The following is a 15,919-nucleotide window of genomic DNA, read 5'->3' on the forward strand; positions in this document are numbered from 1 at the left end:
CAGCCGAGCGATACGCGGACGATTCTCGGGCGATACCGCCCCCACGCCGTGCCGCCCGATGTAGCCGGCGCTTGGTATCCTGTCCACCGTATATACCCCCAATCCATCTCGTGCTTACGAGGAAGGCGAGTCATGCAGAAACTGGAAAAGCTCTATGAGGGCAAGGCCAAAAAAATGTATGCGACCGACGATCCCGACGTTCTGTGGGTCGAATACATGAATCAGGCGACGGCCGGCAACGGCGCGAAGAAGGCGCAGATCGCCGGCAAGGGCAACCTGAACAACCACATCACCTCCGTGATTTTCGAACTGCTCAAGGCTCGCGGCATCGACAGCCACTTCATCAAGCGCCTGTCCGACACCGAACAGCTGGTGCGCAAGATGACCATGTACCCGCTGGAAATCATCATGCGCAACACCGCCGCCGGCTCCTTCGCCAAGCGGTATGGCGTCAAGGAAGGCACGCCGCTGAAGAAGCCGATCCTCGAATTCTGCCTGAAGTCCGATGAACTGGGCGACCCGTTCATCAACGATGACGGTATCGTCGCCCTCGGCCTGGCTTCCGAGGAAGAGCTCGCCGAAATCTCCCGTCAGGCGCGCGCCGTCAACGAAGCGCTCAAGGACATCTTCTCCAAGATCGACGTGCAGCTCGTCGATTTCAAGATCGAGGAAGGCAAGACTTCCGACGGCACGATTCTGCTGGCCGACGAGATCACGCCCGACACCTGCCGTCTGTGGGATTTGAAGGATCATAGCGGCAAGATCGAGCATCTTGACAAGGATCTGTTCCGCCGCGATCTGGGCAACATCATCCCCGCATACGAGGAGATTTACAGCCGCCTCAAGCAGCTCGCCGATTCCGAAGGCGTCAAGGACGCCGAGTGAGCCCGGGCCCGCACCGGTTTTCCGATGCGGGCCACATTTTTCGGATGCGCCGCGCAAGGCGAACACACCCACGCGACCACCTGCATCACCCAGATAACCGCCATACCAACAACAGAAGGAATACCGTGGTTTTTCGCGTTTATGTCGAGAAGAAGCCGGGCTTTGACGTCGAGGCCAGGCAACTGGAAAACGAGCTGAAGACGATTCTCGGGATTAAGGGGCTTACCGGTCTGCGTATCGTCAACCGGTACGACGTCGAAGGCATCAGCCGTGAGCTGTTCGATCAGGCCACCACAACCGTGTTCAGCGAACCGCAGGTGGATAACGCCAGCGAGGAGATGCCCGATTTTGGCGACAGCGCGGTGTTCGCCGTCGAGTTCCTGCCCGGGCAGTTCGATCAGCGCGCCGATTCGGCCAGCGAATGCATCCAGCTGATCAGCCAAGGCGAGCGCCCGACCGTGCGCAGCGCCAAGGTCTACGCGTTGGAGGGCAATCTGGACGAGCAGGCCGTCGAGCAGATCAAACAGTACGTAATCAACCCGGTCGAAGCCCGCGAAGCCTCCCTCGAACCGAAGAGCACGCTCAAGGTGCAGGTCGCCAAGCCGGCGAAGGTCGAGGTGGTCGCCGGATTCGACGAGCTGGATGACGAAGGCCTCCAGCGGTTCATCGACGAGCGCGGTCTCGCGATGGATCTGGCGGATGCGAAGGTGTGCCAGGAGTATTTCCACGGCGAACACCGCGAACCGACCATCACCGAGATCAAGGTAATCGACACCTACTGGTCCGACCACTGCCGCCACACCACCTTCGGCACGCAGCTTGACGAGGTGGATATCGACGACAACGTGGTCAAGGCCGCATTCGACAAGTACATGGCCATGCGCCATGAGCTCGGGCGCGACGGCAAACCGGTGTGTCTCATGGATATGGGCACGATCGGCGCCAAGTGGCTCAAGAAGAACGGCATCCTCAAGAACCTCGACGAATCTGAGGAAATCAACGCCTGCACTGTCAAGGTGAAGGTCGATGTGAACGGCGAGGACCAGGACTGGCTGTTCCTGTTCAAGAACGAGACTCACAACCACCCGACCGAAATCGAGCCGTTCGGCGGCGCGGCCACCTGCATCGGCGGATGCATCCGCGACCCGCTGTCGGGCCGTTCCTACGTGTATCAAGCGATGCGCGTGACCGGCGCCGGCGACCCGCGTGTCCCGGTTTCCGAAACGCTCAAAGGCAAGCTTCCCCAGCGCAAGATCGTCACCACCGCGGCCGCCGGATACTCCTCGTACGGCAACCAAATCGGTCTGGCGACCGGTCAAGTCGACGAAATCTACCATCCGGGCTACGTGGCCAAGCGCATGGAAGTCGGCGCCGTCGTGGGTGCGACCCCGGCCGACCACGTCCGCCGTGAAACCCCGACCCCCGGCGACAAAATCATCCTGTTGGGCGGGCGCACCGGCCGTGACGGCATCGGCGGCGCAACCGGCGCATCAAAGGCGCACGATGAGGAAAGCCTTGAAAAAGACGGTGCAGAAGTGCAGAAGGGCAACGCCCCCGTCGAACGCAAGCTCCAGCGTCTGTTCCGCCGAAAGGACGCCTGCCGTCTGATCAAGCGCTGCAACGATTTCGGCGCGGGCGGCGTGTCCGTGGCAACCGGCGAGATCGCCGACGGCCTGACCATCAACCTTGATCTGGTGCCCAAGAAGTACGAAGGCCTGGACGGCACCGAACTGGCGATTTCCGAATCCCAGGAACGCATGGCCGTCGACGTTGCCGCCGATGACGTGGACGAGTTCCTCGGCTATGCGCGCGAGGAAAACCTCGAAGCCACCGTAATCGCCACTGTCACCGAAGAGAAGGTCATGCGCATGACCTGGCAGGGTGACACCATCGTGAACCTGAGCCGCGCCTTCCTCGCCTCCAACGGCGCGCCGAAGCATCAGACCGTGCACGTCGAGCAGGGGGGCTCCTACACCACCCCGTGGCGCGAAGGCTCGCTCAAGGACCGGATGCACGCGCTGGTCACCGATATCAACGTGGCCTCCAACAAAGGCCTGTCCGAACGCTTCGACTCCACAATCGGCGCCGCCACCGTGCTCATGCCGTTCGGAGGCAAGCGCCAGCTGACCCCGAGCATGGCCATGGTCGCCAAGCTCCCGGTGTTCGGCGAAACCACCACCGCGTCCGCGATGGCATGGGGCTTCAACCCGTACATCATGGAGAAGAATCAGTTCACCGGCGCCTACCTGTCGGTGGTCGAGTCCCTTGCCAAGCTCGTGTCCGCCGGCTTCCGCCGCGAAGACGCCTACTTGAGCTTCCAAGAGTATTTCGGCAAGCTGCGTGACGTGCCAGAACGCTGGGGCAAGCCCGCCGCGGCGGTGCTGGGCGCCCTGATGGCGCAGGTCGACCTCGGCGTCGGCGCCATCGGCGGCAAGGATTCGATGAGCGGCAGCTTCGAGGATCTCGACGTGCCACCGACGCTTATCTCCTTCGCTGTGGCCGTCGGCAACATGCATCGCGCGACCTCTCCCGAGTTCAAGAAGGCCGGTCACCGCATTGTGCGCATCGCTCCGCGCTATGCGGCCGACGGGCTCACCCCCGACAAGGACGGCCTGCTTGAGGCAATGGACGTGGTCGAATCGCTCACCGAATTCCATGATGCGCTCGCCGTGTCCACCCCGGGCTATGGTGCCAGTGCCGAAGCGCTGTTCAAGATGACGCTCGGCAATCGCATCGGCGTCAAGCTGGCCGACACCATCGCCGTGGACGACCTGTTCACCCCGGCCTATGGCTCGTTCCTCGTTGAACTTGATGACAACGCGAAGCTGCCGGCGGTGTCCAACCGCGTCGAAATCGGTGTAATCGGCGAGACGACCGACGCGTACGAATTCGTCGCCGGCGGCGAGCGCCTCGTTCTCGACCAAGTGCAGGAAGACTGGGAATCCGCAATGGAAGGCGTCTTCCCGTACCGCTCCAAAGGCGAGGAACGCGGCAGCGTCACCGAAACCGAGGAATTCCACGCCCCGAAGAAGACCGTATACACGGGCTCTCCCGTCGCCAAGCCGCATGTGGTGATTCCGGTGTTCCCGGGCAACAACTGCGAGTATGATTCCGCCGCCGCGTTCGAACGCGCGGGCGCCGACGTGAGCACGCTTATCGTGAACAACCTCACTCCGCAGGCCGTCGCCGAATCCACGCAGGCGCTGGTCGACGAGATTCGCCGCAGCCAGATTGTCATGATTCCTGGCGGTTTCTCCGGCGGCGACGAGCCTGACGGGTCGGCGAAGTTCATCACCGCGTTCTTCCGCGCCCCAGCCGTCACCGACGCCGTGCGCGACCTGCTCAAGAACCGCGATGGCCTGATGCTTGGCATCTGCAACGGCTTCCAAGCGCTCATCAAGCTTGGCCTCGTGCCGTACGGCGACATCGTGCCGATGACCGACGCGTGCCCGACGCTGACCTTCAACACGATCGGACGCCACCAGAGCCGTCTGGTGCGTACGCGTGTGGCTTCCGACCTGTCCCCGTGGCTGGCACAAAGCGCGGTCGGCGACGTGCACACCATCGCGATTTCGCACGGTGAGGGCCGGTTCGTAGCTTCCGACGACGTGCTCGCCAAGCTCAAGGCCAACGGCCAAATCGCCACGCAGTATGTGGACGCCGGCAGCGTGCCCGGCATGGATCTGGACGTCAACCCGAACGGTTCGATGCTCGCCATCGAAGGCATCACCAGCCCGGACGGCCGCGTGTTCGGCAAGATGGGTCATTCCGAACGGTACACGGACGGCACCTTCATTAACGTGCCCGGCGACAAGCTCCAGCCGCTGTTCACCAGCGGTGTGAAGTACTTCACCGCCTGAGTCGCGACTCATAACAGGGAAGGCTCCCGGCTGTTTACCACAGCCGGGAGCCTTCCCTGTATCGGCCTTCTCTTGGATAATCGCGCGCGTCTGCGCGATACCGCCATACGCCACTTCGCTTTCTATCCCTCGTTCTTCTGGACCGAGCAGGTCAGATCCAGCGCCACGCCGGAATGCGGCAGATCGTGCGCTGTGGCATGCCACGAGCCGGCGTCGCTCGACGGCGGAATCGCGGCATGACAGGCAGCGAACTGACCTTGGGAAATGCGCAACACCACACCGGCGCCGGTGACCGGATCATAGCCCTTCACCTCATACTCGCGTGACGAGAACAGGCCGTGCTGCCCACTGGTCAGCTGGGTGGGCACGAACTGCACCTCATGCCGGGCGAGCAGCGGCGGGACATCACGTGAAGCAAACCCCACGGCCACGAGCGCGACCGCCAGCACCACCATCGCACGGGTCATGGCCGAAGCCGCCGCACTGTGATACCGCGAATCCTTGTGCTGCCTGACCAACGTCACTACCGCCAGCATCGCCGCCGGAATACCGATGCCATCGACGAATACCAGCCATCCCAGATAGTGCACGAGCATATTGTCAGCGAACTGTGCCGCAACGGCAACCCCCAGCAGCACCGGCGCACAGCACGCCAGCACGATGACCGCCGGCGAGATCGCACGGCGTTCCGGAGTGCGGGCGCGCGTATAGGCATCATCACCGGAAAGCGCAGATACCACGTGGCCCGGTACGGTACCGACACCGGACATCGCCAAATCGTCGACATCGGAACGATCTGCTGGCGGAGCGCCGGAAGTCCCCGGAATTTCAGCGGCGGCGCGGACGTGCATACCAGCGAACTGAATCGGCACGTACGTATCCTGCGCCAGCATATTATGCGGGTCGAACGCTTCGAGCAGCGCCTCATCGGATCGGGAATCAGGAAGCGCCGCCACGGATACCGCACAGACGCGGGACTGCTCATCCGCCCGAGCATCGGCAGGTGAGACCGCCGGCTTGCCACCATCATCGGCAGCGTTTTCCGTATCGCCCGTATCAGCTGGCAGTTGGGGCGCAAACACCATACCGGGCGCAGCCATGGCCTCATCGGTGCCATCGATACCGGCAAGGGAATCCGTCATACCGGCGGCATCATTCCATCCCATCGTCTCCGGACGCATCGCAGCCCCTTCCATGCATTGTGATTGCCTACCGGTTCACGTTCTCTTCCTTGACGTGACCGGGCGCGACTATGCGCTGCTGCAACGCTAGGCTAGCAACGCAGGACGACGAGCACCGGCGCTCCGCGCAATCCCGTCGCCGAAACAGCCGGCGTTCATCCAGCGGCTGCGCCGAACCGGACTTGAGTATGACCGGTGGGTATTGGAAGCCATTGGAGACTCAGCTGCGGCGCGCATCGGGGACGACGATGGTGTTGCAGCATACACAGCAGCGTTGCATCAGCGGCCACGGTTCGTCCTCCTTGACCAGGGGTACCGTATTGTCACCTTGACACCATGGGCAGATCCACGTCACCGACCGGCCGGTGGGCTCGCATCGAGACGCGGCTACCGCGTAGCGGAGCACCTTCCTGCCGCGTTCCGCACGGCGCTCATCACGCAAATGCGCCCAGTCGATGAGTATCGCGAATCCGATGGCATGCAACAGCGATCGTGCCAGATCGCTCTGGCTTATCGCCCCTTCGGCAAACGCAACGACTGCTGTGACCGCTACAGCCATGTCAAGCACATACAGGAACGCGATGCACCAGCGTTGGACGGCGAACCTCCTTGCATGCCGCTCGTTGCGACGACGAATCTCACGCTGCCGGGGGTCTTCCATGTCACCGTCTCGCCCGTGCGGGGACGCATTCTGCTGCCACGGTCCCATACCATGCTCCATCCAGCTCTTGCAGCCCTGCGGCATACAATTCCATCGACGCTCGACTTCGAGCCTTCCCCTCCATGGTAACGCATTGAGTATCAGCCATCCGACAGGGCGATTATCATGAACAACGACAACGGGTCGCCGCGCCCTGAGCACGAGGACGCAACGAAATCCGCCCGCACATGTCCCATTACAAGGAGCGTCGCATGTCCACCAACCAGCCGAATCCCGGCCTGCCACCATACCCGAACCAGCCGGACGACAACCAGTCGGCCTATCAAGGCCAGCCCGCGTACGCGAGCCAGCCGGCACCCGATATGCCGCCGCTGCCCGGTCAGACAGCCAACGCAAGCCAAGGCCAGTACACGAACCAGGCCCCATACACCACGCAAACCCCCGGCCCGTCCCCGCAACCGTACGCGCCGGCATACCAGGGATACCCGCAGTACCAGCCGGCACCCGTACAGTCGAGCGGCACTACCGATCTTGGCGGGTGGATCGTGACGCTGATCCTGTCCGCCATCCCCATCGTCGGGTTCATCCTGCTGATCTGCTGGGCTGCCGGCATGGGCGGCGAGCAACACCGGGACCGCCGCAACTGGGCGCTCGCGCAGATCATCATCGGCGTCGCGGTCGCCATCATCACAGTCATCATCATCGCGGCCACCGGTTTCTCGTTCAGCCAGATACTGGACGAAAGCTGACCCATACATGCCGAGGATACCGGCGATGCCGGCAATCACGACAGCTGCCAGCCACGACAACGATGAGGGGCGCCACGCATATGCAGCGTGACGCCCCTCATCGTCTTGCACGTCATCTCACATGGTGACCATGGCAACGCGGCCACACGGTATCAGCGACCGTGCGATACCGGTCCTCGCGTTACTTGCGGTCGCCGTAGCCTTCCGGATGGCTCGAATGCCAAGCCCATGCGGAGGCGATGATCTTGTCGATATTGTCGAACTGCGGCTTCCAACCGAGCACGCTGCGAGCCTTGTCGGAGGCGGCGATGAGCGTATCCGGGTCACCGGGGCGGCGCGGCGCCATCTCGGCGGGGATCTCCTTGCCGGTCACCCGACGGGCGGCCTCAAGGATCTGCAGGTTCGAGAAACCGGTGGACGAACCGAGGTTGAACGCCGAGGACTCGTTGCCCTCGCGCAGGTACTTGACCGCGAGGATATGCGCGTCGGCGAGGTCGTACGGGTGCACGTAATCGCGCACGTTGGTGCCGTCGGGCGTGTTGTAATCGTTGCCGAAGATCTTGAGCACGTCACGCTTGCCCTGCGCCACCTGCAGCACGATCGGCAGCAGGTGCGTCTCGGGATTGTGGTCCTCGCCGATCGAACCATCCGGCTTGGCGCCGGCGACGTTGAAGTAGCGCAGCGCCACGAACTTGATGCCGTAGGCGAGGTCGGACCAGTGCATGATCTTCTCCATCATGAGCTTGCTCTCGCCGTACGGGTTGATCGGCTTCTGCGGGTCGGTCTCGCGAATCGGCATCTTCTCGGGGATGCCGTAGGTCGCCGCGGTCGAGGAGAAGACGATGTTCTTGACGCCCACCTCGTTCATCACCTCAAGCAGCTTGACCATGCCGGCGGTGTTGTTGTCGAAGTATTTGAGCGGCTTCTTCATGGATTCCGCGACGAGCGAGTACGCGGCGAAATGGATGACCGCGTCGACATCCGGATTCTCCTTGAACACGGTACGCATGAAATCCTGGTCGGCGATGTCGCCCTGGTAGAACTTCGCGGCCGGGTTGACGGCGGCACGATGGCCGGTGACCAGACTGTCGACGACCACGACCTTCTCATCCGTGGTGTTGACCAGACGGTCGACCATATGCGAGCCGATATAGCCGGCTCCGCCGAGGACCAATACTGCCATAGTTGCTCCTTGTACATCATTTTCGCAACCCGCATATGCGGGAAACCAATGCCCAGTGTACGCCGCAAGCCCTACTCCGGGGCGGCGCACACGGCAGATGTTGCGATTAACGCCGTATTGCACGCCGGCAATGTCCGCATCGGGCGGGGTGTGACATGCTGGGCGCACCATCTGCAGATGGGGGACGATGCCGGTCGGTGCGGCGAGCGCGGCCGGGTTGCAGTCGTGCGATACGCCAGGCACACAGCGAGCTGATAGGCGGCACTGCCGGAGATGCCATGAACACATCTCGGCAGCTGCGCGACTGACCGGGCACACGGCTGGCGAATAGCACCCGTACGTACAGCACGCCAGTCCCATCCCGGCCGCGGTGTGACCAGCTAATCACACGGCAGCCAGATACCAGCCAGAACTGGACCGGCTCCGACCCTATCCCGCAGCTGTGCAACCAGCCAATCACACCGCGAGCAGATAACATCCTGTACTCATAGCGCACCAACCCTATCCCGGCGGTGGTGCGACCGACCAGTCACACAACAGACAAATACCAGCCATACCTTGACCACCCCCGACCCAATTCCGCCGCCATGCGACCAGCCAATCACACGGCAGGCGGATACCGCCTGACTACCACGTCTGGACTTGTCTAACTCCACCATCATGTACCTCACCAATCACACCGCAGGTAGATGCCTGCCGGAACCACCCCGGTCCCAGCCGATACCGGCGCTATCCCGCCGACATGCGACCGGCAAGGCACACTGCAGACAGATACCCATCCGCCTCTCACCGGCACTGGTCCAATCCGGCCGCCGTGCGACTGGAAAGTCCCAGCGCAGCAGGCTCCCGCATCAGATCCCAGTCACCGTTCCGTCCTCGAACCTGCCCCGAACCCACCTCAAGATGATCGACAACCCGGCCGCCGCGATGTAGCCGGCGGTTGATATGTTGGTTACTAGCGGATCCCCTGTTTCCACGGTTTTGGAAGGAGCTTTGGCTTGTCAGCTGAACTCGAAGACATTCACGAAGAGTGCGGTATTTTCGGTGTCTGGGGACACCCTGACGCCGCTCGCCTCACCTATTTCGGTCTGCACGCGCTGCAGCACCGCGGCCAGGAGGGCGCCGGCATCGTCTCGAACGACAACGGCCACCTGATCGGGCATCGCGGGCTCGGCCTGCTCACCCAGGTATTCTCCGATGAACATGAGATCGAGCGTCTCAAGGGAGACAAGGCCATCGGCCACGTGCGCTACGCGACGTCCGGCTCCGGGTCGGTGGACAACATCCAACCGTTCCTGTTCCGCTTCCACGACGGCGACGTCGCGCTCGGCCATAACGGCAACCTCACCAACTGCGTGAGCCTGCGCCGTCAGCTGGAAGACGAAGGAGCGATCTTCCACTCCAATTCCGACACCGAAGTGCTCATGCACCTGATCCGCCGCTCGAACGCCCCCACCTTCATGGACAAACTCAAGGAAGCGCTCAACAAGGTGCACGGCGGCTTCGCCTACCTGCTCATGACCGAGCATGCGATGATCGGCGCACTCGACCCGAACGGTTTCCGCCCGCTGTCGCTAGGACGCATGAAGAACGGCGCATACGTGCTGGCGTCCGAGACCTGCGCGCTGGACATCGTCGGCGCGGAATTCGTGCGCGACATCGGCCCCGGCGAAATCATCGTCGTGGACGACGAGGGCTACCACATGGACCGCTACACGACCAACACCCAGCTGGCCATCTGCTCGATGGAGTACATCTACTTCGCCCGCCCGGATTCCAACATCTACGGCGTCAACGTGCACTCGGCACGCAAGCGCATGGGCGCAATCCTCGCCAAGGAATCCCCTGCCCCCGCCGACATGGTCATCGCTGTGCCGAACTCCTCGCTGTCCGCGGCATCCGGCTTCTCCGAGACCAGTGGCCTGCCCAACGAGATGGGCCTGATCAAGAACCAGTACGTGGCGCGAACCTTCATCCAGCCTACGCAGGAACTGCGCGAACAGGGCGTTCGCATGAAGCTGTCCGCCGTACGCGGTGTCGTCAAGGGCAAGAGCGTCGCAGTGATTGACGATTCCATCGTCCGCGGCACCACGTCACGTCGCATCGTGCAGCTGCTGCGCGAAGCCGGCGCCCGCGAAGTGCATATGCGTATCTCCTCGCCGCCGCTGAAATACCCGTGCTTCTACGGCATCGACATCCAGACGACCAAGGAACTGATCGCCGCGAAGAAATCCGTCGAGGAAATCCGCGAGTATATCGGCGCCGATTCGTTGGCATTCCTGTCGTTGGATGGTCTGGTCGAGGCCATCGGCCTGCATGCGGACGCCCCGTATGGCGGGTTGTGTGTCGCCTACTTCAACGGCGACTATCCGACCGCGCTCGACGATTACGAGGAGCCGTTCCTCAAGTCGCTGACCCCCGAGGACCGCGTGAGAATCGCCAAGTTCGCGCACGACAAGAGCCATTATCAGGGCAACGAGTTCAGCGCGGATATCGACACGCTCCAATCGCAAGTGGCGAAAGCCTGACATGATGCCGCTGCAATCTTTCGCAGATGCAGCGGCATACTCATGCCCGCGCACCCGCGCCGACTGCACCACCCGCCCACACGCGGCGTGCAGCCCCAACCCGACAAAGCCCATAAAGCTCATAAAGCCAATACCTCACACAACAATCGATACGAATACAAGCAAATCCAAGAAAGGTAAGTCATGCCAGAAGCGTATGAGAAGGCAGGAGTCAGTGTCGAAGCCGGCTACGAGGTAGTCAAGCGCATCAAATCGCACGTGGCCCGCACGAACCGTCCCGGTGTGGTCGGCGGCATCGGCGGCTTCGGCGGCCTGTTTGATCTCGCCTCCCTCGGTTACCGCGAACCGGTGCTGATTTCCGGCACCGACGGCGTGGGCACCAAGCTCATGGTCGCCAAGATGGCGAACAAGCACGATAAGATCGGCATCGACTGCGTGGCCATGTGCGTCAACGACATCGCAGCCCAAGGCGCCGAACCGCTGTTCTTCCTCGACTACATCGCGTGCGGCAAGAACGACCCGGCGCTGCTCGAGCAGGTCGTCTCCGGCGTGGCCGACGGCTGCGTGCAGTCCGAATGCGCCCTCATCGGCGGCGAAACCGCCGAAATGCCCGGCATGTATGACCCGGACGAATATGATCTCGCCGGTTTCGCCGTCGGCGTCGCTGAAAAGTCCGATATCGTCGACGGCTCGACCATCACCGAAGGTGACACGCTGATCGGTCTGCCGTCCACCGGCGTGCACTCCAACGGTTTCTCGCTCGTGCGTAAGGCCCTGTTCGAGCAGGCCGGCTACACGGTGGACACCACGCTTGACGAGCTGGGCGGCAAAACCGTGGGCGAAGTGCTGCTCACCCCGACCAAGATCTACGTCAAGGCGCTCAAGCCGCTGTTTGCCGAGCATCTCATCAAGGGCGTCGCCCACATCACCGGCGGCGGGTTCATCGAGAATATCCCACGCATGATCCCGGACGGCCTCGCGGCAAGCATCAATCTGGACTCCTTCCCCGTCCCTCCGATCTTCGGCGTCATCGAGCGCGCTGGCGAAGTGGACCACATGGAGATGTTCAACATCTTCAACATGGGCATTGGCATGGTGCTCGCCGTGGACGCCTCGAAGGCGCAAGCCACGCTCGACCTGCTCAAGGCCAACGGCGAGACGGCGTACGAAATCGGCTCCATCGTCGCCAAGACCGGCAGAGATGTCGAACTTCACTGAAAAGCATCAGAACGAAAGGAATGCGTAACCATGGGAATGAAGGTTCTGGTCATCGGTTCGGGCGCACGTGAACACGCCATCGCGCATGCCCTGCTCAAGGGTAACAGCGTCAGCGAAGTGACGGTCGCCCCGGGCAATCCGGGCATGCGGCTCGACGGCATCAACACCACGCAGCTCGACCCGTCCAATCACGCCGCCCTCATCGACTTCGTCAAGGACAATCAGGTCGATTGGGTGTTCGTCGGCCCTGAAGTGCCGCTGATCCAAGGCATCGTCGACGATTTCGAGGCGAACGGTATCAAGGCGTTCGGCCCGAACAAGGCGGCCGCCCAAATCGAAGGATCCAAGGATTTCGCCAAGCAACTCATGGAGCGTCACGGCATCCCGACCGCGAAATACCGCACCTTCGACGAGCTCGCCACCGCTGAGGCGTATGTGCGCGACCACGGTGCCCCGATCGTGGTCAAGGCCGACGGGCTCGCCGCCGGCAAGGGCGTGACGGTCGCCATGGATCTAGACACCGCTCTCAAGGCGCTCGAGGATATTTTCGTCGATCACCGCTTCGGTGCCGCCGGCGCAAAGGTCGTTATCGAGGATTACCTCGAAGGCCAGGAATTCTCGCTGATGAGCTTCGTGAACGGCACCGAGTTCTGGCCGATGCCGATTTCGCAGGACCACAAGCGCGCCTTCGACGGCGACAAAGGGCCGAACACGGGCGGCATGGGCGCGTACAGCCCGGTGCCGCAGATCGGCCAGGACGTGGTCGACACGGCGATCGAGACAATTGTGCGCCCGACCGTGCAGGCGATGGCCGATGAGGGTACACCGTTCACCGGTATTCTGTACGCCGGCCTGATTGCCACCGCGGACGGCCCGAAAGTCATCGAGTTCAACGCCCGCTTCGGCGACCCGGAGACGGAAGTCGTACTCCCCCGCCTGACCTCCGATTTCGGTGAAGGCATCAACGCGATCCTCAACAACGAGACCCCGACCTTCACTTGGGAGGATGACAACAAGACGACGCTCGGCGTGGTGCTCGCCTCGAACGGCTACCCGACCAACGTGGTCAAGGGCGCCGCGATTCCGGAGATTCCGGTCGACGAATCCAGCCACGTGTATTACGCGGGCGTCACCACGGACGCAGACGGCAAGCTGGTCGCCAATTCCGGGCGCGTGCTGCTGCTGGAGACCACCGCAGACGATATCCGCTCCGCGCAGGACAAAATCTACGGCGTGCTCGACAAGCTCGACACAACCGGCATGTTCTACCGCCACGATATCGGCGCCAAGGCCCTGAACGCGTGAACAGCTGAACGCGCAACCTGTCACGCGGACCATGGCGAAGGCCCTCGCACCGGAATGTTCCGGTGCGAGGGCCTTCATCGTAGCCTACGGATTACCTGCTGATCATCCGAGGGTCATGAAGCCGAGGGACTTGAGATATCCCTTGCCGGCGGTGATGTCGTACTGGATCAGCTTGTAGTCCTCCATGAGTTGCTTGGTCTCGCTGTCGAAATCGGATTCGGCCATCGGGTTGCCGTTCGAATCCAGGTAGATGTCCTGACCTTCGGGGATGCGGTCCCAGCCTTGGATCTTGTTGGCCACCGGCGGTTCCATCGCAGCGATCTTCTCATGCATGAGCGTCAGGAACGCGATATACGGCGACACCTTCGCATCCATGTGTTCCGCGGTCTGCGCGATGAAGAAGTTCGGCGAGGAATACTCGCTGTTGCTCACCTTGGTTCCTTGCGTGCCCGAGGCCTTGTTCGACCAGATGAAATAGTCGGTCTCATGCAGGACGACCGAGTTGTCGGTATCCTTGCTGGCGGTCTTGTAGATGCCAGGCAGGTGATCGCCGTAGAAGACCACGGTGACCGGCTTATCCAGCTTGTCCAGCTTGTCCAAGAACTCCTTGGTCGCCTTGTCAGTCAGGTTCACGCCCTTGGCGTAGGTTTCGATGGATTCAGTCTCCGTCTTGCCGAGTCTGCTGTCCGGGTCCGTCGACTTCACCTTGAACTGGTTGTTCGCATACCAGTTCTTGTACGGCATGTGGTTCTGCATGGTGATGATCTGCACGAACTGGTTGTCATCCGTGCCGGAAATCGCCTCATACGCGCTCTTGTAGGTCGATTCGTCGCTCACATACGGCGACTTGCCGAGCTTGCTCTTGTATTTGATGATGTCAGAGCCTTGGAGCGCGTAGAAATGGGAGAAACCGAATTTCTTGTAGTTCGTCGCACGCGAATACATGGACGGCTCGTACGGGTGGAAGGCGATGGAATTCGCCGACGATCCCCACAGCTGGTTGATGGTCGGCGTCCACGTCTCGCTGGGCACAAGCTGCTGATAGGGGCTGGTCAGCGAGGAACTGAAGTTCGCCATGCTCAGGCCGGTAAGCCCCATGTATTCAAGGTTCGCGGTACCGCCGCCGTAGCCGCTGGACAGCATGAGCCCGCTCGTGGTGTTCTGTTTGATCGAGCGGATATTCGGCATGGTGTCCTCGTTGAGCTTGATGCCGGGGACGCGCGAGGGGTCGGAGAAGGATTCCGACAGGATGTACACGACAGTGCTGTCGGTGAGATTGTTCGAACGGCTCGCGTTGATGGTCTTCGCCTCCGCCGCGTACCGTGCCGCGACCTTCTTCATGGTCGCCTCGCTGTAGTTCTTGGGTTCCTCCATGACATCGGGGTTCATCTGGCGCAGGAAGGAGGTCACCACGCCGTTGCGTTGCGCGTCATAGACCGAATCCCACATGGACGGGATGTCGCCGAGCCATGAGGAGAAGTTGCGCGCCCACGAGCCCACGGTGCCGACCTGCGCGGTGTACAGTCCCAGGAACATGGCAGGCAGCAGGATGAGCAGGATACGGGTGACCGCACCGAGGGATGCCTTGCGTGCCGAGCCGCCGCCCCGGACCATGCTGCCGTGACGCCCGTCGATATGGCCCAGGAACACGAACAGCGCGATGAACGCGATGATGCCGATGATCACGCCGACGATCAGGCCGGTTGAACCGGTGGGGATGAAACTGACGATATCGCCGGTATTCGATTGCAGGAAGTTCAGATCGGACGGCAGGATCGCCTCATAGCGTGATTCGACCTTGAAATGGTCGGCCACGGCAATCACCGTGGCGAGGGCGAGCACGATCGGCGACGCCACCCACAGCCGGTTGGTGAGCATAAGCACGATGAGATAGAACAGGCCCACCAGGATGAGGTTGAGGATGAACACGAAATTCAGTTGGGTGAACATCTTGCCGACGATGCTCCACGCGCCCAGCAGCGGGCTGGACAATTCGACGCGCGTGCTGCCTTCTGTGACGCCCGTCTGCATGATGAGCACCGCGGCCATGTCGACCACGATGAACACCACGGCGTACAGCCAGTTGGCGAATGGCTTGCGCGGCTTGCCGTTCTTGTCTCGCGGGCCGCCGTTGAGCAGGTCGTCATGGCTGGTGGTCGCGATGTTCAGCTCTTCGATGACCGGCTCACCGTTGCCCGCAGCGCCGGCGACGCTGCTTGTCTGTTCTGTCTGTTCTGTCTGTTCTGTCTGTTCTGCCTGTTCTGTGCGTTCTGTGTGTTTGCCCTGTTCTGTTTGCCCTGACGCGGTGTCCTTGTTGAAGTCTTGGTCGTCACTGGTGTGTGTCATGTG

At 62.0% G+C, this 15,919-nt stretch carries 10 protein-coding genes; 6 read left to right on the top strand and 4 right to left on the bottom strand.

Features of this window, described 5'->3' with window-relative positions:
* Nucleotides 1–132 precede the first annotated feature (132 nt).
* Both purC and WD012_RS00385 read left to right on the top strand, forming a co-directional pair.
* Nucleotides 133–885: a phosphoribosylaminoimidazolesuccinocarboxamide synthase gene (gene purC / locus WD012_RS00380; RefSeq protein ID WP_015450712.1), complete on the top strand. Its 753-nt coding sequence runs from the start codon at nt 133–135 to the stop codon at nt 883–885.
* Nucleotides 886–1,010: 125 nt separating this feature from the next.
* Nucleotides 1,011–4,745, top strand: coding sequence for a phosphoribosylformylglycinamidine synthase (locus WD012_RS00385; protein ID WP_339561845.1), 3,735 nt, complete (start codon nt 1,011–1,013; stop codon nt 4,743–4,745).
* Nucleotides 4,746–4,867: 122 nt separating this feature from the next.
* Here the strand turns inward: WD012_RS00385 and WD012_RS00390 are convergent, their stop codons facing one another.
* Both WD012_RS00390 and WD012_RS00395 read right to left on the bottom strand, forming a co-directional pair.
* Nucleotides 4,868–5,887, bottom strand: a complete 1,020-nt coding sequence (locus WD012_RS00390) for a hypothetical protein (RefSeq protein WP_339561846.1) — start codon at nt 5,885–5,887, stop codon at nt 4,868–4,870.
* Between the two features lie 259 nt (nt 5,888–6,146).
* On the bottom strand, nt 6,147–6,635 hold the full coding sequence (locus tag WD012_RS00395; RefSeq protein ID WP_339561847.1) for a hypothetical protein: 489 nt from the start codon (nt 6,633–6,635) through the stop codon (nt 6,147–6,149).
* A gap of 203 nt (nt 6,636–6,838) precedes the next feature.
* Between WD012_RS00395 and WD012_RS00400 the strand changes: the two genes are divergently transcribed.
* Complete coding sequence (locus WD012_RS00400; RefSeq protein ID WP_339561848.1) at nt 6,839–7,336, top strand: hypothetical protein; 498 nt, start codon at nt 6,839–6,841, stop codon at nt 7,334–7,336.
* 181 nt (nt 7,337–7,517) lie between these two features.
* Here WD012_RS00400 and galE read toward each other — a convergent pair whose 3' ends face one another.
* Nucleotides 7,518–8,519, bottom strand: a complete 1,002-nt coding sequence (gene galE, locus WD012_RS00405; RefSeq protein ID WP_026502218.1) for a UDP-glucose 4-epimerase GalE — start codon at nt 8,517–8,519, stop codon at nt 7,518–7,520.
* Between the two features lie 998 nt (nt 8,520–9,517).
* Between galE and purF the strand changes: the two genes are divergently transcribed.
* The 3 genes from purF to purD all read left to right on the top strand — a co-directional run bounded on the left by purF (nt 9,518) and on the right by purD (nt 13,570).
* Complete coding sequence (gene purF / locus WD012_RS00410; protein WP_339561849.1) at nt 9,518–11,047, top strand: amidophosphoribosyltransferase; 1,530 nt, start codon at nt 9,518–9,520, stop codon at nt 11,045–11,047.
* 183 nt (nt 11,048–11,230) lie between these two features.
* Nucleotides 11,231–12,265 (top strand): phosphoribosylformylglycinamidine cyclo-ligase, encoded by a 1,035-nt coding sequence (gene purM / locus WD012_RS00415; protein WP_339561850.1) that lies wholly within the window; start codon nt 11,231–11,233, stop codon nt 12,263–12,265.
* Nucleotides 12,266–12,295: 30 nt separating this feature from the next.
* Nucleotides 12,296–13,570 (top strand): phosphoribosylamine--glycine ligase, encoded by a 1,275-nt coding sequence (gene purD / locus WD012_RS00420; protein WP_339561851.1) that lies wholly within the window; start codon nt 12,296–12,298, stop codon nt 13,568–13,570.
* A gap of 102 nt (nt 13,571–13,672) precedes the next feature.
* On the opposite strand, the gene WD012_RS00425 is transcribed toward purD, so the two are convergent.
* Entirely contained in the window at nt 13,673–15,916 is a 2,244-nt protein-coding gene (locus WD012_RS00425; protein WP_339561852.1) for an LTA synthase family protein, read from the bottom strand.
* Nucleotides 15,917–15,919: the final 3 nt, after the last annotated feature.

Source organism: Bifidobacterium thermophilum (assembly GCF_037482445.1).
Classification (GTDB): domain Bacteria; phylum Actinomycetota; class Actinomycetes; order Actinomycetales; family Bifidobacteriaceae; genus Bifidobacterium; species Bifidobacterium thermophilum_B.